This is a genomic window from Bacillus gaemokensis (assembly GCF_001590835.1).
Taxonomy (GTDB): Bacteria; Bacillota; Bacilli; order Bacillales; family Bacillaceae_G; genus Bacillus_A; species Bacillus_A gaemokensis.
Window position 1 is genome coordinate 274,009 of the sequence record NZ_LTAQ01000045.1, and the last position, 18,282, is coordinate 292,290.

13 protein-coding genes and 4 pseudogenes are annotated in these 18,282 nt (G+C 36.4%); 6 read left to right on the forward strand and 11 right to left on the reverse strand.

Annotation, left to right across the window (positions count from 1 at the left end):
• Positions 1-84 precede the first annotated feature (84 nt).
• A pseudogene (locus tag AZF08_RS29210) lies at positions 85-228 on the forward strand (DUF2639 domain-containing protein).
• Positions 229-382: 154 nt separating this feature from the next.
• Here AZF08_RS29210 and AZF08_RS22745 read toward each other — a convergent pair.
• From AZF08_RS22745 to AZF08_RS30200, 3 genes and pseudogenes are all read right to left on the reverse strand, one after another.
• On the reverse strand, positions 383-1,246 hold the full coding sequence (locus AZF08_RS22745) for a DUF6602 domain-containing protein (protein ID WP_033676673.1): 864 nt from the start codon (positions 1,244-1,246) through the stop codon (positions 383-385).
• A gap of 390 nt (positions 1,247-1,636) precedes the next feature.
• Positions 1,637-3,523, reverse strand: a complete 1,887-nt coding sequence (locus AZF08_RS22750) for a PDDEXK-like family protein (RefSeq protein WP_033676672.1) — start codon at positions 3,521-3,523, stop codon at positions 1,637-1,639.
• A gap of 196 nt (positions 3,524-3,719) precedes the next feature.
• Positions 3,720-3,971: pseudogene (locus AZF08_RS30200) on the reverse strand (L-2-hydroxyglutarate oxidase); the annotation flags it as partial.
• A gap of 279 nt (positions 3,972-4,250) precedes the next feature.
• Here AZF08_RS30200 and AZF08_RS22760 point away from each other — a divergent pair.
• Entirely contained in the window at positions 4,251-5,597 is a 1,347-nt protein-coding gene (locus AZF08_RS22760) for an MFS transporter (RefSeq protein ID WP_033676668.1), read from the forward strand.
• Between the two features lie 290 nt (positions 5,598-5,887).
• Entirely contained in the window at positions 5,888-7,321 is a 1,434-nt protein-coding gene (locus AZF08_RS22765) for an alanine/glycine:cation symporter family protein (RefSeq protein WP_033676666.1), read from the forward strand.
• Between the two features lie 255 nt (positions 7,322-7,576).
• Here AZF08_RS22765 and AZF08_RS22770 read toward each other — a convergent pair whose 3' ends face one another.
• Both AZF08_RS22770 and lhgO read right to left on the reverse strand, forming a co-directional pair.
• On the reverse strand, positions 7,577-9,028 hold the full coding sequence (locus AZF08_RS22770) for an MFS transporter (protein WP_033676664.1): 1,452 nt from the start codon (positions 9,026-9,028) through the stop codon (positions 7,577-7,579).
• Between the two features lie 356 nt (positions 9,029-9,384).
• Positions 9,385-10,610: pseudogene (gene lhgO, locus AZF08_RS22775) on the reverse strand (L-2-hydroxyglutarate oxidase).
• Between the two features lie 225 nt (positions 10,611-10,835).
• On the opposite strand from lhgO, the pseudogene AZF08_RS22780 reads away from it, so the two are divergent.
• Positions 10,836-11,029: pseudogene (locus AZF08_RS22780) on the forward strand (YflJ family protein).
• Between the two features lie 206 nt (positions 11,030-11,235).
• Here the strand turns inward: AZF08_RS22780 and AZF08_RS22785 are convergent.
• From AZF08_RS22785 to AZF08_RS22795, 3 genes are all read right to left on the reverse strand, one after another.
• Positions 11,236-12,189 (reverse strand): TRM11 family SAM-dependent methyltransferase, encoded by a 954-nt coding sequence (locus tag AZF08_RS22785; protein WP_033676736.1) that lies wholly within the window; start codon positions 12,187-12,189, stop codon positions 11,236-11,238.
• Positions 12,190-12,600: 411 nt separating this feature from the next.
• Positions 12,601-13,650: a M42 family metallopeptidase gene (locus AZF08_RS22790; RefSeq protein WP_033676662.1), complete on the reverse strand. Its 1,050-nt coding sequence runs from the start codon at positions 13,648-13,650 to the stop codon at positions 12,601-12,603.
• 171 nt (positions 13,651-13,821) lie between these two features.
• Positions 13,822-14,400, reverse strand: coding sequence for a GNAT family N-acetyltransferase (locus tag AZF08_RS22795; RefSeq protein WP_033676660.1), 579 nt, complete (start codon positions 14,398-14,400; stop codon positions 13,822-13,824).
• Positions 14,401-14,610: 210 nt separating this feature from the next.
• Between AZF08_RS22795 and AZF08_RS22800 the strand changes: the two genes are divergently transcribed.
• Positions 14,611-14,793, forward strand: coding sequence for a hypothetical protein (locus AZF08_RS22800; RefSeq protein ID WP_033676658.1), 183 nt, complete (start codon positions 14,611-14,613; stop codon positions 14,791-14,793).
• 47 nt (positions 14,794-14,840) lie between these two features.
• Here the strand turns inward: AZF08_RS22800 and AZF08_RS22805 are convergent, their stop codons facing one another.
• From AZF08_RS22805 to AZF08_RS22815, 3 genes are all read right to left on the reverse strand, one after another.
• On the reverse strand, positions 14,841-15,167 hold the full coding sequence (locus tag AZF08_RS22805) for a nucleoside triphosphate pyrophosphohydrolase (protein ID WP_033676657.1): 327 nt from the start codon (positions 15,165-15,167) through the stop codon (positions 14,841-14,843).
• A gap of 56 nt (positions 15,168-15,223) precedes the next feature.
• Entirely contained in the window at positions 15,224-15,523 is a 300-nt protein-coding gene (locus AZF08_RS22810; RefSeq protein WP_407639503.1) for a hypothetical protein, read from the reverse strand.
• Positions 15,524-15,624: 101 nt separating this feature from the next.
• Entirely contained in the window at positions 15,625-16,413 is a 789-nt protein-coding gene (locus AZF08_RS22815) for an enoyl-CoA hydratase (protein ID WP_033676653.1), read from the reverse strand.
• A 357-nt stretch (positions 16,414-16,770) separates the two neighbouring features.
• On the opposite strand from AZF08_RS22815, the gene AZF08_RS22820 reads away from it, so the two are divergent.
• The gene (locus AZF08_RS22820; protein WP_033676650.1) at positions 16,771-18,123 is read left to right on the forward strand and encodes an O-antigen ligase family protein; all 1,353 of its coding nucleotides are present in this window, start codon (positions 16,771-16,773) and stop codon (positions 18,121-18,123) included.
• Positions 18,124-18,282: the final 159 nt, after the last annotated feature.

Here is an 18,282-nt window from a genome sequence, read left to right on the forward strand (position 1 = left end):
TGACCTCATAAATTCTTTCCACAAAAATGAAATTTATAATTTTCACAACATATACTGTTTAAAAGCAAAAAAGGAAGTGATTCCATGTATTACGGAACAAAGGGATAGTATGTAGCGGAATTAAAAAAATTAGGTAGTCGTTATTATGAAGAGCGGAAGTTGGAGAGCTATCGAGGGCATGTTTTGAGGAGTTTGTTATGGGAGAAACAAAGAAAGAAGGAGAAATAATAAGATCTCTATGCTTGCAGCGTAGAGATCAGGGGGACGAGCCCCTATGCTCCATCAACAAATTAAACTGTCAAAAACACCTTGTGATCACGAAGGGAAATTGTTACCGCTCTTTACCTCTGGATGTAGAATATTTTACTCATCTAAAACTAGACTATCTAAGTGCCTTAACATCTATCTTTCCTAAAACAACATCACTGTCTCTGTTAGAGGGGAAACCTGTAAATCCTGGTCTAGTTAAATAATTTCTCGTTGGATCATAATATACACTTAATAGTCCCGTCAACAAATACTGGAATCCCAAATGCTGCTCACCCTCTTTATGCTTAAAATAAATATATTCGGCTACATCTCCCTTCTTAGGACGTCTTTTAAATATACTCCACTGATTAAAAGAGCCGATATACCCTATTAAATCATCAAACCAGTCGTCTTTATTTGAATATACTTCTTTTAATTTATCAAAAATCCAGTTTTCTGTTTTTTTCTCTTTTTTCTCAAAGGAATCCATCGAAACTAATGCCAAAAAAGGTCCCCTAACTGCATGTCCATGATTATCAACACATCTACATAACTTTGACGCCTCTTTTAGAGCCTTTACCTCATGTTTAATATCTGTATCATACAGATTTTTCTTAACAGAAATTATACCTACTACTCCTTCCGGTGGAGCAATTACATTATCACCGAACCTCTGAAAAATTGGATAATTAAAACTATCATACACAATAATATCTAGTTGAGTTGAATGTGCATCCACTTCATTTTTCCTGTTTTTGCATTTTAATTCAGTTTTCACGGCAGGTCGTAAAATAAATCCGGTCATGACTTCCAAGTTTCTTGGTAAATATTTTTTCAAGTATTCTCTAATAAGATTTTCAACATATCTACCATCTTCTCCGTTATGTGCTGCTCCTTGTCTATCAATGGCTGGAATTAAAATTTGAAACTGTTTATAGGTTTCTAACATGGCTTGCATTTCATTAGACCAATACTGTTGAATTCTTTTTCCGTCCATATTTAATTCCTTTCTATAAAGCAAATCTACTATTCACAAACAATCAAAACTCTTGCTTTGAAATCGATCTTATCTATACATAAAATCGGATTAGTTTTTCCAAATATCCACACCGTTAATCCAATCATTATAACCAGCTAATTCTTTCTCTCCTCTTCAAAAAAAGATTGCTAATACTTTCAATAATAAAGACGATTTACGATTAACTGTTTATAATTGAGATTTCAGGAAATAACATGAAACAACTATTTAATTATACAATAGCCCTTATTTCTTTTAAATCTATTTAAGTGATAATTCAACACTCACCTCTACTTACTAGCAATTAAACTAATGAGAAAAAGTAACATAACCATCACACCAATAGTTAACGAAAGGGCTCGTATACTACTACATGTAAAGCTCTTTTTCTCTTACTTCCCCAAACTTCTTACTTCCCGCTATCTCGATTAGTAGCTTTATAACACCCTGACATTCTTCATGACTAAACAACTTATTCATCACACTCAATACTTCCTCCTTATTTGACCAATCGGAAATATTGCATGTGCTCGTATAAATCCGTGTATAAGCTGCTTCCGGCTTTTTAGCCCTTTCACTTATTTTTATCCCTTTATCTTCTAGCCTTGTTAGCAAGGCTATTCTTTTATGAGATTCAAGTGGCCCAATTTCTATGGTGAATTTCAACCTATTATCTTTCAAACGCTCAAACCACATAATTACGCAGTTGTTTAACCACCAATTCCATTTTGGTACACCAAATTGTTCTTCAAGTAATCGGAACTCTGGCATAATGAGTGATGGAAGTCTATGATGAATGTTGTAAAAGTCTCCTTGAAATCTATGTTGATTAACGAATAATTGAAATGCATTCGCTAAAGTATCCTTTTCAGTCTGATTACTTTTCGCTTCAGCATTGTTAGAGAAAGAATCGTCTTCATTCTCTTGTTCATATATGATGCCTTTTATCGTTTCGGATACCGCTGCGATCGCTTCATTGAAGCCATTACTATTGTACATTGTATTCATTGTACGAAGAATTTCATCTTTATCTGCCCAATTGTTTATCCTTTCATTCGCTGCATAAATTCTTGTATACATTGCACCAGCTTCCTTAGATCTTGCTTTAATATTAATCCCATTCTCTTCTAACTTACATAATAGCTGTAATCTCTTTTCATATTCTAATGGTCCAACTTCAATAATAAGTTTCATTCGATCGTCTGCTTTTCTCTCAAACCATATAATTAGAGCATTATTTAGCCACCACTCTTCATTTGGTACTCCTAACACCTCATCAAGCTGTTTCCATTCTGGGAAAATGAAAGAAGGGATTCGGATATGTTCGCGGTAGCAATCACTCGGAATCTTATTTTGGTGAACAAATTGTAAAAACGACTCTCTCATTACACTATTTCCTGCCTCATGTATAAAGTTGAGAGTTTCTGCATAAGCCGTGTAAATTTTACGAAGAGCCTCTTTTTCTTCTAAACTTAAACGTCTAACAATATCTAGTAGCTCACTATGAACAAATTTTCCAGTTGCTTTTCCATTACTATTCACACACAATAAATCAACTGCATATTTATGTTTTTTATATACAGTTAGCGCCAACTCAATATCTTCCTCATCCCGAACGAGTTCGCCTTCCAATACATCCATGTAATAGGAAAGAAAATCTTTAATCACACTATAGGTATATTCACTGCTAATTTCTATGTATCCTTTCAATATGTTCAATATATCTCCATAATCTAAAATAAAATAGTCTGGATGACTTGGAACACTACCATCTAAACTTAAAAATATCGGAATGATGGTATATCCTTTATATGTATCACGAACAAAATTTAAATAGTCTTGTAATTGCCCGTCTGATTCTGAAGATTTATATTTATTTTCAATAAGGATAACAATTTTTTGTGATTCTGATATTGCTAAAATATCGATTCTCTTATTATGAGTTGTCTGCACTTCACGAAAAACTTCCAAATCTTGAAGAGACTGCTTATGTAATTTAATAAAATTATACTTACTAATTAAATCTTCATTTTCTGTTTTTACAAACGTTTTAGAAAGCAACTTATTTACAAAGAACGAACTTAAATGATGATTTCCTTCCGGATCCAGTAACCAAGAAATCATGTTAGAATGCCTAATCTCAAACTTATCTACCTTTAATATTTTAAAAGGATTAAAACGATTAAACTTACTATGCAACTTCTCAAACTCAATTGAGTTATCTAAAAGCGATAAAATCTCAAAATTGTAATCCATTTCTAACACCACCATTTATAAGATTATAAAACAAAAAGTTGTTATAACTGAATTATAACTTAAAATGTGGCACTATTTACGTCGTATATCTCGCCTTTTATATCACTCTTCAAATATATTGGCAATTCAATATAAAATAGCAACCACCCAACAAATTCCACAACTCCAGTACACCCCCAAACAAAAAAAGACCACCTCAAAAGGTAGCTTCCGAAACGCTCATCCGATTCACCACCATATCCGGCACCTTCCTCGCAATCTCCTCCCCGATTTTTAAGCTGTCTGTTACAACTGGAGATGGGGCATTGCATATGTGCATGGAATTGATTCCGAGGATGATGCAAAAATCGTCTACCATGTGTCCATTCGATAGAATGGCTTGAGCTCTTACGCCAGCGTGCGTTGGGACAATGTCTTTTTTTGTAAGTTCTAGGACTAGGCTCTGCAGGATTTATTCCAAACGCTTTGCTTACTCGTAAAATAGAGTTAATTTTCATTATATTGAGATTTGTTAGATAAAATAATATAATCTATTTATATTTAATACGCTTTCATACTTAGCTCATGATGATGTTTTTCAAATCATTTCAATCAGATGGAGGTTGATAGATTAGCAGAGGAACAATGCTAGTGTTAAACAGAAGTGTACAATACACAATGGTTTTCAAATGTAAAAAAACGCTTGTACTGAATGTGAATCTGTATTGTTCAACAGGAGGTTTTAATAATGTCTCAATCCACCCAGCGCGCAAAGACGCGACGCATCACAGGAAACATCTTCAAAGGTTCAATTGGAAATCTGATTGAGTGGTACGACTGGTACGTCTATTCTGCTTTCGCCGTATATTTCTCAGCAGAGTTCTTCCCTAAGGGAGATCCGACCAGTCAATTGCTCAACACGGCAGCAATTTTTGCCGTTGGCTTCTTGATGCGCCCGCTTGGAAGCCTGTTGATGGGGCGTTATGCCGATCGTCACGGCCGCCGTGCCGCACTGACGCTTTCTATCACCATCATGGCCAGTGGTTCTCTCATTATCGCCTGTACCCCAAGTTATAGCACGATTGGTATACTGGCTCCTATTATTCTCGTTCTCGCACGTCTGCTTCAAGGGTTGTCGTTAGGTGGAGAGTATGGAACTTCAGCTACATACCTATCCGAGATGGCCAGCAGCGGCCGCCGCGGTTTCTACTCGAGCTTTCAGTATGTAACACTTGTTGCTGGACAGCTGGTCGCACTTGGTGTTCAGATCGTCCTCCAGCAAATACTTAGCGAACCGGATATGAAATCGTGGGGTTGGCGTATTCCTTTTATCATCGGAGCAATGGGAGCAGTAGCTGTATTGTGGCTGCGCCGTACGATGGATGAATCGGAGCAATTCTCAAAAATGGATTCTAAAAGCCGCGAGAGCGCTGGAACTATTCGGGCTTTACTGAAACATCCTAAAGCAGTATTAACAGTAGTCGGGTTAACGCTTGGTGGAACCGTTGCCTTCTATACGTACACAACGTATTTACAAAAGTTCATGGTGAATACTGTCGGTCTTCCTAAAGAAGTCGTTAGCTGGATTAACTTTATCGCCCTATTAGTATTCGTCGTACTTCAACCTATTGCTGGTATGTTATCCGATCGAATTGGACGACGTCCGCTATTGATTGGTTTCGGCATCCTCGGAACTTTACTGACAGTGCCACTGTTCCTAATCATGGAGCAAACGACATACCCTATTGTTGCTTTCTTGCTTATGATGGTAGGTCTCATTATTGTCACCGGTTATACTTCTATCAATGCAATCGTGAAAGCCGAGCTCTTCCCGACTGAAATCCGCGCTCTTGGTGTGGGATTCCCCTACGCAATCACCGTTGCAGTGTTCGGCGGGACGGCGGAGTTCATCGCATTATGGCTGAAAAGCATTGGACACGAGTCGCTTTTCTACTTCTATGTAGCTGGTTGTATTGCCATAAGCTTTATCACTTATTGGCGTATGGGTGAGTCTTCGAAAACCTCTCACATCGAAGCCGAGCTGGCCGATGAAAATACGCAAGCCGGCCGCAAATCTGGTTCTAGGCGCTCTTAAGTATCTATTTTAAAACGATACTTCATCCTAAAAATCCCTTGCTTATCAAGGGATTTTTTACATCTTCTAGCGTATTCACCTCACCAAACTTCGTAGTTCCCTCTATTAATAAAGATCCCTCCCCCTCACATTTGAATTATTCCACAAAAATAAAATAATCAGAATAATAAATATATTGTTACTCAATCTCATTATAAACCAATATTAAGAAGCATTATTTCATACTGAATTTGATTCTACGATATTTTTTGCATATACTTTTCTTATAACTAGAAAAGGAAGTGCATTACATGATCGATATCTTTAGTAGATTCCTTGAGATAACGAATAACATTCTATGGTCATATATTCTTATTGCAATGTTAATCGGCCTCGGGCTTTATTTTTCTTTTAAATTAAAATTTGTACAAATTAGCCATTTTGGTGACATGATGCGCTTAATCAGTAGTGGGTTTAACCGAAAGACAAAGAAAAAGGATAGCATATCCCCATTCCAAGCATTTTGTTTGAGTGCAGCAGCTCGCATTGGAATCGGAAACCTAGCTGGTGTAGCGCTAGCCATCTCAATGGGCGGACCTGGTGCAGTATTTTGGATGTGGTTCATCGCTATTATTGGAGCAGCTACAAGTTTTGTAGAATGTACACTTGCACAAATTTATAAGGTTAAAGACGGACGTGGATTTCGCGGGGGTCCTGCTTATTATATGGAAAAGGGCTTAAATAAACGCTGGATGGGCGTTTGGTTCTCACTCCTGATTACAATTACTTACGGATTAATTTTCAACTCTGTACAAGCAAATACAGTAACATTAGCATTTGAAAACGCATTTGGTTTGGAACGGTACATCGTAGGAATTGTAATGGCTGCATTAGTTGCGATTATTATTTTTGGTGGTATTAAAAGTATTGCACGTATTACAGAAACGATTGTTCCGCCAATGGCTATTGTTTATATCGCCGTAGCTGTTTTTGTTGTAATTAAAAACTTTTATATTTTACCAGATGTTTTTCTAGAAATATTTAGAGGTGCATTTGGTTTAGATCAAGCGATAGCTGGTGGCATTGGGGCAGCAATGAAGTTTGGAATTCAGCGTGGTTTATTTGCGACTGAAGCTGGTATGGGTAGTTCACCAAACGCTGCCGCTACATCGGATGTCACACATCCTGTAAAACAAGGACTTGTTCAAGCGCTCGGCGTTTTCGTTGATACGTTTTTAGTATGTACATCAACGGCATTTATCGTATTATGCTCTGGAGCATATAAGCAAGCGAATTTAGAAGGAATTGAGTTAACACAAATCGCATTAAGTTCTCAAATTGGCTCATGGGCAAGTAGTTTCTTAGCCATTATTATTTTCTTATTTGCGTTTAGTTCATTACTAGGAAACTACTATTATGGTGAAACAAATATTGCATTCATTAAGGAAAGTAAAGCATGGTTAATGATTTATCGTGTTGCGGTAGTTGCGATGGTTTTATTCGGCTCCGTTGCGACGCTTCAAACGGTTTGGAATATGGCGGATTTATTTATGGGTCTCATGGTATTTACAAATTTAATTGCCATTACCCTTCTTGGTAAGTTTGCATACGCCACTTTAGAAGACTATATGAAGCAAAAGAAAGCTGGAAAGACACCTGTCTTCCATGCAAGTGATATCCCTGACTTAAAGAATACAGAGTGTTGGGAAAAACGCGATTTAGAGGAAGAGAAGCAAGCTTTATAGTAAAAGTTGACTACAGCACACCACTTATGTTATAAATTATGTTGGTATATAAGCGAAAAAGAAATCAAATCCGATTTCTTATCATGAAAAATCCCCCTTATTACAATTCAATTTGTAATAAGGGGGATTTTTGTTTTTTATGCTTTTCATTTGAATTTGAAATAGAGTCACGATGTTTTTAAGAAAGGTGCGATGATTTACCTCTTCAATCAAAGAATTTTAAAAATTACGAAAATTCATGTTACTTTCCATGAGTTATAATTGTTTCACTTCTTCAATTTCTAAAGATTCTTCATGCCACCAAAGTGTTTCTTCAGGGTCTTGCTTAGCTATTTGATGTGCCTCTTTTTTCGTTTCTACGGTAGGATAAGAACCTTTTAATGCACGCCCTGATGTTGTAACAAATAGTAAACTAAATACAACTAACCCAATTAAGCTTATACCTGTTAAATAAAATGCTGGTGCTAGAGCATTACCAGTAGCATGAACTAAGTATGAACATACAAGTGGTGTTGTACCACCGAATATGGATACAGAAATATTAAAAGATATAGAAAGTGCACGATAACGTACATCTGTGAAAAAGAGAGCCGGTAATAACGAAGGCAGTGTTCCTTCATAAACACTTAGGAAAAAACCTAAAACAAGAATACCCGCAAAAACGGCTGCAATATGTCCATTACCTATTAATAAAAATGCTGGAATTGAACATAATGTTAAACCAAGTAAACCAAATTGTACTACACGTTTATTACCAACTTTATCACTTAATTTACCAAAATAAAGCGCCAGTGGAATCATAAGTGCCATCGTAATTGAAATGATGATTAAACCAGTTGTTTCTTTGATTTTTAATATTTGCGTTAGATAAGAAGGAATAAAAGAAAGGATCATATAGTTAGTAATATTAAAGAAGGCAACAATTACTGTGCTTAGCAGGAAGTCTTTTTTATGATATTTTAAAATATCGATAAATGGAATTTGTTCATTGTCTTCAGATTCCTCTTGTGCTTTTTCCATCTCTTGAAAGATTGGAGATTCATCTAAATGGCGGCGTAAATATAAACCGACCAAACCAATTGGTGCAGCAATTAAGAAAGGAATACGCCATCCCCAACTAAGCATTTGTTCATCTGTTAACAATAACGTCAAAATGGTAACGATTACCGAAGCAGCAATGTAACCTGAGAGTGTTCCAATTTCAAGACCACTACCGAGTATACCACGCTTTTTATCTGGAGAAGATTCTGCGATATAAACCATTGCACCTGAATATTCGCCTCCTGTAGAAAAACCTTGAATCATTCGAGCAACTAATAATAGTATCGGTGCCCAAATACCAATTTGTTCATAAGTTGGCAGTAGTGCGATGAATAATGTAGAAAGCGCCATTAAAATAATAGTCGTACTTAAAACAATCTTCCGACCATATTTATCACCAATTCTACCAAAGAAAATACCTCCAATTGGTCGAACTAGAAAGGCGGCAGCAAATGTACCAAATGTAAGTACAAGTTGGAGACCACTATTGTGAACACCCGAGAAGAATAATTGACTTAAAATAACCGCTAAATACGCATATAAGCCAAAGTCAAACCACTCCATTGCATTCCCAATACCAGTGGCAACAACAGCTTTCCTCGCTTGTTTAGGATTAACAATATTAACATCTTGAGGTCCAAAATCTAAATTATTTTTTTGTTGCATATAATAAAAACAGCTCCTTATTTAATTTAAAATCATTAAGCACACCTTCTCTTATAGAATAAATTCAATACGAAGCACTTAAGGAAAAGCACCCTCTCCTTACCTGTTACTATTGTTTCATAAAATCAATTCCTTGTCTAACGATATGGATTGTATGTTAAATAATAAAGCGCTTTCACAGAAGAGAATACACCACATAAATATTTCGAAAATATCCGTATACATCATATTTCATACAGAAATATTAAGTATTCCCCTCCTATATTAGTTATTTTTCAAAGATATCGCTTGTTTCTCAATATATATCCGTAATTCAACAAATTTTGTTATTTACCAAAAAAAATTAAAAAGCTACCTCAAAAAGTAGCTTTTGACAAGGAAATTCGGTCCAAAATCACATCCGGCACCTTCCCTGCAATCTCCTCCCCAATCTTCAAACTCGCCGTTGCCGCTGGAGACGGTGCATTACAAATATGCATAGAGTTAATGCCTGGGATAATACAAAAGTCATCTACCATGTTTCCATTCGATAAAATGGCCTGCGCTCTTACACCAGCATGAGTTGGAACGATGTCTTTCTCTGTGAGCTCTGGGATTAAGCGCTGCAAACTTTTAAGAAAGGATTGTTTACTGAAAGAGCGGACCATTTCTTTTATGCCTTTTTTCATGTTTGGCATTGCCATTTTCCAAAAGCCGGTGTATGTCATGGTTTCTATGAAGTCTTTTATGTCAAAGTCTTTTTTTGTATAGCCTTCTCGCTTAAAGCTTAAGACTGCGTTTGGCCCAGCATGTACGTCCCCGTTTATCATTCTTGTAAAGTGAACGCCTAGAAACGGAAAGTCTGGGTTTGGAACAGGGTAAATTAAGTGTTTTACTAGGTGGCGCTTTTCTGGAACAAGTTCATAATACTCACTTCGGAACGGGACGATTTTCATGTCTGTTAGTATTTCTGCTTTTTTGGCGATTCGACCACTATGTAATCCAGCGCAGTTAATAAGAAATTTCGTTTCAAAGACGCCTTTGTTTGTTTCGATTGTAACGAAATCTTTGTGTTCAAAAATTTGTTCTGCTTTTGTACCTAAATGTACTTCTCCTCCATTTTTTTCTATGAAGCACGCAAATGTATGACTGCCCCCTTTATAATCAGCAATGCCGCAAGACGGAACGCGAATAGCTCCTAATCTTTTTACGTGAGGCTCGATCTCGGCTAATTCCCCTTGATCGATTTTAGATATATCCAGACCATTTTGCAGACCTCTCTCATACAGATTATGAAAAAGAGGAAGTCCTTCTTTTTCTGTAGCTACAATCACTTTTTCCGCACATGTCATAGGCAATGCCTATTTTCTTTACAGAACTGAACCATGGCTACATTACCTTCTTTAGCAAATCTAGCTTTATAGCTACCTGTTTTATAGTAAATGCCGGAATGAATTACACCGCTATTATGTCCAGTTTGGTGATGAGCAAGTGCACTCTCTTTTTCAATTACTGCTATTTTGGCATGAGGAAATTTTTTCGTTAAGGCCATCCCAGTTGAAAGGCCGACACCCCCTTCACCGATAATGATAAAATTGCACATACAACTTCCCCCTTACATCTTATCTTTACGTATACCGATATATTATGAAAGGCAGGTCTTATTTCAAGACCCTCCATTTATATTTGGAAAAACAACCGCGCTGGCGCATTAGCTCTCTATATAAATCTTTATTATTCTCAAAAGGAAATCCTAAATAGTTATGCCGTACGCCAAGAAAAAACATTGCTATCTATAAATTCTCTCCACAAAAAACGAAAGTTCTAAATCCTCAAAACATATACTGTTCAAAAGCAAAAAAGGAAGTGACCCCCATGTACTACGGAACAAAAGGATGGTATGTAGCGGAGCTTAAAAAATTAGGAGTTCGTTATCTCGAAGGACGAAAGTTAGAGTCTTACCGTGCACATGTTTTACGTAATTTATTAGCTGAACAACAGGAAAAAACGAAAGATAAATAATCCATCACGATCAATTAATAAAACGATATCAACCGTTCTTTCCAATATATCAGCGCTTTTCAAAATATATCGACCGCTTCTCGCCATATATCGGCGATTCGACATGAGATATCGACCTTCCGACAAAATTCGCCACGCAAAAAGAGGTCACCCCAATCCAAGGAAACAACAAAAAAGCGATTGGCACATACACCAATCGCTTTCCTTTATTCACAAACAAGTATTTCCCTAGAAAATGTTCCTTTTTTCGCTACACAGCGGTCTATAATTTCAAATCCAGCTTCTTGGATCATGTGGTCCATTGTTTCGATGGTTACAACGACTACTTTTTTTGTGAAGCTGCGCGCATGTTTGAGAATGGAGAGTTGGTCTTCTGGTGTTGCATGCGTAAATAGGTTGTACGGCATGTCAATAATTGCTACATCGTAGTTTGTTGTGACATCCGCAATCGGCCCTACTGTTACGTCTCCTTCGAATCCAAAATGCGCAATGTTCTCTCTTGATCCAATTACAACAAGAGGGTTTATATCACGGCCTACGATGTCAATTCCCATAGACAGTGCTTCTACTAATACCGTTCCAATACCGCAGCACGGGTCAATTGCTTTGACTCCATCTGGGTTTGGCACAGCGATATTCGCAACAGCTCTCGCAACGCGTGTGCTCAGTGATGTAGAGTAGCTGCGCGGTTTTTTCACGTGATGATACCAAACCGCTTCACTTTCCATATACTCGCCAAAATACCAACGACCACCAAGAGGAACAATTCCAAATACACGCTCTGGATGATGTACGTCTGCTTCTCCTTCAATCACCATGCCGATGTCTCTTTCAATTACACGTCGCTGTCCATATTCTATCTTATTCGAATCATCGAGATCGTTAATTTTAACAAAAATGACTTTGAATGTAGCGCCTGCCAAATCAATTTGTCCTACTTGTTCTAAAATATCTGCCAGGTTATCTCCTTCATGCATTACTTCGATTCGTTCTTTAATAAACGGACTTCGGCTCGGATCAATTTTGATGTTGCTTTTCAAAATATTAACATGAGACTCTACTCCAAAAAGGGAGCGCATCTCCATGTAACATAAAGATCGTTCATCCTCACGGAATGCATACGTATATATAAATGCCGGTGTTGTGCTGTGATTATTCAATCTGTTCGCATCCTTTATCATTTTAAATTGTTCTTCCTCTCGAACTATATCCATATCATTCGCTCAGTCGCGTCATATAACATGAAATGTATGAAAAAGGGACGAATAAGCCGAGGCAAGATTGTCTCATTTTATTAGTCCTTTTCATAGGATTCTTTTACTTATTTAAAGAACGCTTTATTTCTAGGAATTAGCTATCATTCCTAACTCCTTATAATCGTTCACATACGCTTTTAATAAAGTTAAATGATATCACATGATTCAAATAAAGTGAAACTTTTATCAGCCCTACCTACCGTCTTTGATTTTGCTAAATTTCGAGGCGGGAGTATCACTGCCCAAAAATAGCAGGATTAAAAAAAGTGATTGGTATACAAATATCAATCACTCCTTCAGAAAACCATTTCCCTTCTATTCTTCTATTAAATCAGATAACACGTAAGCAAACACTAATGCTTCTGTGTGCGCAATTGAAGTTTCGTGCGTACGTTCAAATGCGTGGGAAGAATCAATGCCCGCTCCAATTAGTGCGTGTTTTACGTCAAAGCCTGCACGAATTGCTGCGGATGCATCTGATCCGTAGTATGGATAAATGTCTACTTTATATTCGATGTTGTTCTCTTTCGCAAGGTTAGTTAAGTGTTTACGTAATGCGTAATGATATGGACCGCTAGAGTCTTTCGCACAGATGGATACTGTGTATTCGTCTGATGTTTGTCCGTCTCCTAGTGCTCCCATGTCTACTGCTAAGTATTCTACCGTTTCTTCTGGAATGTTTGAGTTACCACCGTATCCAATTTCTTCATTATTAGAGATTAAGAAATGCGTTGTGTATGGAAGTGTAATGTTTTCATCTTGTAATCTTTTAATTAATTTTAGTAAGATTGCCACACTTACTTTGTCGTCTAAATGACGTGATTTTATGTAGCCACTCTCTGTAATTTGAACGCGCGGGTCGAATGAGACGAAATCGCCTACTTCAATACCTAGTTCACGAACTTCATCCGCTGAAGATACACGCTCGTCGATACGAACTTCAATATTCTTTTCGTCACGTTTCGCTTCGCCAGCATCTTTGTATACGTGGACAGATGTTTGATGCATTACGATTGTCCCTGTATATGTTTTTCCGCTCGCTGTTTCGATTTCGCAATACTCTCCTTCAACAGAGTTCCAGCGAAATCCGCCGATCATAGATAAGCGAAGACGTCCATCAGATTTAATTTCTTTTACCATTGCACCTAATGTATCCACGTGAGCAGTTAAGAGGCGGTGCTGCGCATCATTCTTTCCTTTGACCGTTAAAATAAGAGCACCTTTATTGTTACGCTTCGTTTCTACATTCCATTCTTTTACATATTTTTCGATGAAGTGAATGATTTTGCCTGTGTTCCCAGATGGACTTGGAATGGAAACAAGCTGTTTAATCAGTTCCATTGTTTCTTTTGCATGATGTGCCAATGTAGTTCCCCCTTGCTTTTTTCTAATATTCAGTGTAACGAAATTATCGAAAAACCTCTACTCATAGTTAACACTTTTAAAAGTAGCGCCAATTTGAAAATCTAAATGTTGATTTTAAGTAGCAATCTATCCATAAGAGAACGGGTTAAAATTCAACATAATTGTATCAATTTAATTAAAATTACGCATGTAGTCCTCTTTAATGATGCCGTATATTTCTAAATCGACAATTCCTTTTCCAGACCATAAGGAAGCTTGTCTTAACAATCCTTCTTTTATAAAACCGTTTTTTAAGAGGACTTTCTTTGAAACCTCGTTTGCAGGCATGACCTCTGCTTGAATTCTGTTTACATGAACTTCTTCGAATAAAAATTTTACTAACATATGAACGGATTCAGTTGCAATGCCCTTACCCCAATAGTCCTCTGCCAAAAAGTAACCGATAGATACCATGTTTATTTTTTTGTTAAAATCCATAGATTCAATAATCCCAACCAATTTATCACTTTGATTCTTCTGAAAGATTCCCCACTTCACTCTGTTTTTTTTATGGTAATCCCTATCAAAATGACCGATCATCTTACTTACTGTTTGTATGTTATGTTTAGGAATGATCCCACAATACTTAAATACATTTTCGTTGTCGTAGATCGTATATACTTCCTGTAAGTGTTTCTCTTCAATTTTTCTTAAAACTAGATTCGCAGATTCCAATACTGGAAAATTCCCAAAAATAATTTCAATATTCATCCCTAAACACCTCTTTATATTCATATTTTATAGTTCAAACAAAATATTTTTTGATAATTCTACATTTATATTATAACCTACACTGTTTTCATCTTTATGAAATTTAAGTGTATTAAAAAAGAAGTTCTTCCTGTAACGCAAGGAAAGCCTTCTTTTTCACTTCATAATTATGGTAAAATATTCTTTAGAATAACAAAGGGGACAGTTGAAATGAAATTGACGAAAAAACATGTAGAAATTGCACTAATCTGGTTTTTAGCATCTCTCATTTGTTTACAGGTTGCTTATGCAATTCAAACACCTGTTGCAATTACAAGTGGCTGGATATTAACAGGGGTATTCTTTATCATTAGTCTTTTTGTAGCTAAGGTTAATCTTGCTAAAGTAAAATAACGAAAGAATCTCAGCCTTTCCTATAAAGGCTAAGATTTTCTATTAAACTACTCCTCCAAAACATCCAGCAAATACATTCCTCTTTGAAATCCACCAAGCTCTTCTTCTTTCTGTTTACGGATGCGTTCGATATCCTCTAATGTTGCACCTTCTTCACGCGCTAATGAGATGATTACTTCTAAGGCATCCGCCAGTGAATCCAATGCGTGTTCTCGTTCTTTCATAGAAGCAAATTCACGGATTTCTTCTGTTCCGATTTTCGCTAAGGCTTGTATGTATGCTTGACCTGTTAATTTCTTTGAAGTATATGTTTTTCCAGACATTAAAATTTTCTCTGGAACACGATCCCTGACTAACTTATTATAAGCTGACATATTTCAACCTCCACCAAGATATCATACTTATACTATAGCATATCTTCTTTCTATGTTTAGTAGCATCCTAGCTCCGCTTGATACAAAAACCACTGTTTCCTCACACATGCACTTATCATATCAATTCCTGATCCGTGAGCCCGTACCTCCGGAAAGAAATAGTGATCCGGTTCGTTATTCTCTTTTCCATATAAGGTTTGATAAGCAGCCGGTGTCGCCTCTTTCTGTATATTTCTTTCCTTTGCAATCTCTCCTGTCATCGCAACAATTGGATGCCCCTCAAGAAATAGTCCTGTACGAACTGCAAGAGTCGGCGTGCTATGCAGAGCAAAATAAGTAAGCACAAGTAAACTCATAATCAAGAGAATTTTTCTATTCCTTGTTTTCATCTTTTCCCTCATTACCTTAAAAAAGTGCTAACACAATTATCCTAAAATGTGTTAGCACTTTCTTCCTTTTATTCTCCTTTAAACACCGGTGGACGCTTTTCTAAAAATGCAGCAATCCCCTCTTTGTGATCAACTGTTTTTCTCATTGCGTATTGTCCGCGTTTTTCAAGCTGAAGCGTTTGTTCTAGACTTGAGCGATTCACTTCGCATAAGATTTGTTTTGTTTGAATCATCGATTGAATTGGTTTTTGTAACCATTCATTGATTTTTTGTTTTACAGCACCTTGGAAGTTTTCTCCGACCACTTCATCAATTAAACCAATGTCTAGTGCTTCTGTTGCAGGTAACTTCTTTCCTTCCCAAATGATTTGTTTCGCTACATTTTCACCGAGACGTTTCTGTAAGAAGAAATGTCCGCCACCGTCTGGAATTAAACCAATTCCGATGAAATTCATCGCAATGATGGATGAAATATCAGCTAATACATAATCAGCTGTTAAAGCGATACTCAATCCAAGTCCTGCTGTCGGACCATGAATGGCACTAATGACAAGCTTTGGCATTGTATATAACGTTACAACAATTTCAGAAATGGTATTCATTATACTTTCAAATCGGCTTTCATCGTTACTTGAAAGCATGGATTTAATATCTCCACCCGCAGAAAAACCACGACCATTCCCGCATAATACGACAATATGAACTGAACTTTCGGCTACTTCTTTCAGTTTTGCTAACAATTCTTTCAAGGTAGGTTCATCTAGCGCATTTAATACCTCTGGGCGATTTACCATGACCGTTGCTACGCGTCCTTCATATTGTACAACTACAGACTCTGCTTTACTTTTTACTTCCATTATATATCCCTCTTTCTTACTTAAAGATTATACTTATATAATTATAGAAAGGGCTTACAAAATCCTTCTTTTTTCTTAATTTTCTGTCTAATAATTTCAAACTATGTATATATTTCCGTATAAAGCATATGGTAACAAAGAAGAATAACGGAATTTAAACATATTCGTCGCCTCCCCTTCATCTATTTACCATTAGAATGAAATGTTGTATTCTTAGGTTTAATATATCAAAATAAATGTAGAAATTCATTCACCTTATCCTATAATAAAGACTTTTCTGAACGGTCTATTCCCCTTATCTTCTAATCCTTAAGGGAAATATTACTGCGATAAAAGAATGAAGAAATGGAGGAAAATATGGTTAACAAGTTGAAACAAACGGATAACTACTTCCCACATTTCCTGTTACTATTCATTGTGTTACAACCAATTTTAGATTTACTAACATCTTTTTCAATCTACATATTACACATGAGTGCGACAGTCGGAATTGTAATACGTTTTGCCTTTATGCTTCTCGCACTAGGGTATCTTCTTTTCAATTGGAAAAAGCCCGGTAACAAGAAATATGTTCTCTACCTAAGCTTGCTTGGTATCGTGCTTACAGCTGGTCTTGCAAACAATCTAATGGTCAAGTCTCCCGTCTCTTTTGGGGAAGAAATTAAGTTTATTTTAAAAAGCGTATATCCAATCGTTTTATTGTTTGGATATATCATTGTCTTTAAAGCGTTAAAAGATAAACAGTATGCTTATCAAAAAATCATTACCTATTTCTTATATACAACGTTACTTTTAAGTGTTGTTATGATTGCTGCAATTGCGTCTGGTACAGATTTTCCAAGCTATCCAAATGCAAAAGTCGGTTCAAGAGGATGGTTCTTTGCAGGGAATGATTTAAGTGCCATTTTTGCAATTATGTTCCCAATTGTTGTACTTTACTCTATAAATAAAACAACCTCTTTTTCAAAAGCATACTACTGGATTCCAACAATTTTAGCAATGTATGCAAGTATTATGGTTGGAACAAAAGTTGGATACGGAGCTATCGTTCTTACGCTCGGTATCGCATTACTTTTTTCTTTCATCCAATATATTGTGCAACGAAAAAAAGAAGGAAAAGGTGTTACTCATCTTATCAACACGATTATTTCACTTGTTGTTCTTAGCAGCTTAATTGCGATAACACCTCTGACTCCTATTGCGAAAAACATGGGAATTCACTTACAAATATACAAAGACAGAAAGGCAGTAAATGAAGAACAAGCAAGAAAAGAAGGAAAAGTTGCTACAGAAGATTCCGAGGTAAAAAGCTTAATTTATAGTGACCGTGATAAATTTTTAAAAGTATATCAAGAGTCTTATAAAGAAGCTCCTGTATCACAAAAACTACTCGGTATGGGGTATGGTGGAAATTATAAAGAGAAGATCAAGCTAATCGAAATGGATTTTCACGATTTATTCTTCGCATTTGGAATCATCGGCTTTCTTATTTATATGCTACCGTTTGTTTATTTTGGAATTCGCCTGTTCATTCATATCATGAAACATTTCAAATCGATGATGACCGTGAAATACACACTTCTCCTTAGTACACTGGTACTCTCGCTTGGTATTAGCTTTACAGCTGGACATGTACTAACTGCACCGGCCGTAAGCATTTTCTTTGTTTTAATATTAGCCTATTTAATTGTTGATTTGAAAGTAGACTAAAAAAGCATCATCTATATAACTAGATGATGCTTTTTATCATGACCCTATTCCCTTTAGAAAAGGCATAAAAAATCTAACATTTTCACTTAAAAATAGTATTATCCCTGTTTCCCTGCTAATCACTACTCCTAATAGTACGTCATAAACTTGTACAATCCT

Excerpts from the sequence above, each read along its gene's own strand:
- AZF08_RS22800 (WP_033676658.1), top strand. The coding sequence starts at position 14,611 with ATGAAATTGACGAAAAAACATGTAGAAATTGCACTAATCTGGTTTTTA.
- AZF08_RS22795 (WP_033676660.1), bottom strand. The coding sequence starts at position 14,400 with ATGAATATTGAAATTATTTTTGGGAATTTTCCAGTATTGGAATCTGCG.
- AZF08_RS22820 (WP_033676650.1), top strand. The coding sequence starts at position 16,771 with ATGGTTAACAAGTTGAAACAAACGGATAACTACTTCCCACATTTCCTG.
- AZF08_RS22750 (WP_033676672.1), bottom strand. The coding sequence starts at position 3,523 with ATGGATTACAATTTTGAGATTTTATCGCTTTTAGATAACTCAATTGAG.
- AZF08_RS22815 (WP_033676653.1), bottom strand. The coding sequence starts at position 16,413 with ATGGAAGTAAAAAGTAAAGCAGAGTCTGTAGTTGTACAATATGAAGGA.
- AZF08_RS22770 (WP_033676664.1), bottom strand. The coding sequence starts at position 9,028 with ATGCAACAAAAAAATAATTTAGATTTTGGACCTCAAGATGTTAATATT.
- AZF08_RS22805 (WP_033676657.1), bottom strand. The coding sequence starts at position 15,167 with ATGTCAGCTTATAATAAGTTAGTCAGGGATCGTGTTCCAGAGAAAATT.
- AZF08_RS22765 (WP_033676666.1), top strand. The coding sequence starts at position 5,888 with ATGATCGATATCTTTAGTAGATTCCTTGAGATAACGAATAACATTCTA.
- AZF08_RS22745 (WP_033676673.1), bottom strand. The coding sequence starts at position 1,246 with ATGGACGGAAAAAGAATTCAACAGTATTGGTCTAATGAAATGCAAGCC.
- AZF08_RS22810 (WP_407639503.1), bottom strand. The coding sequence starts at position 15,523 with ATGAGTTTACTTGTGCTTACTTATTTTGCTCTGCATAGCACGCCGACT.
- AZF08_RS22760 (WP_033676668.1), top strand. The coding sequence starts at position 4,251 with ATGTCTCAATCCACCCAGCGCGCAAAGACGCGACGCATCACAGGAAAC.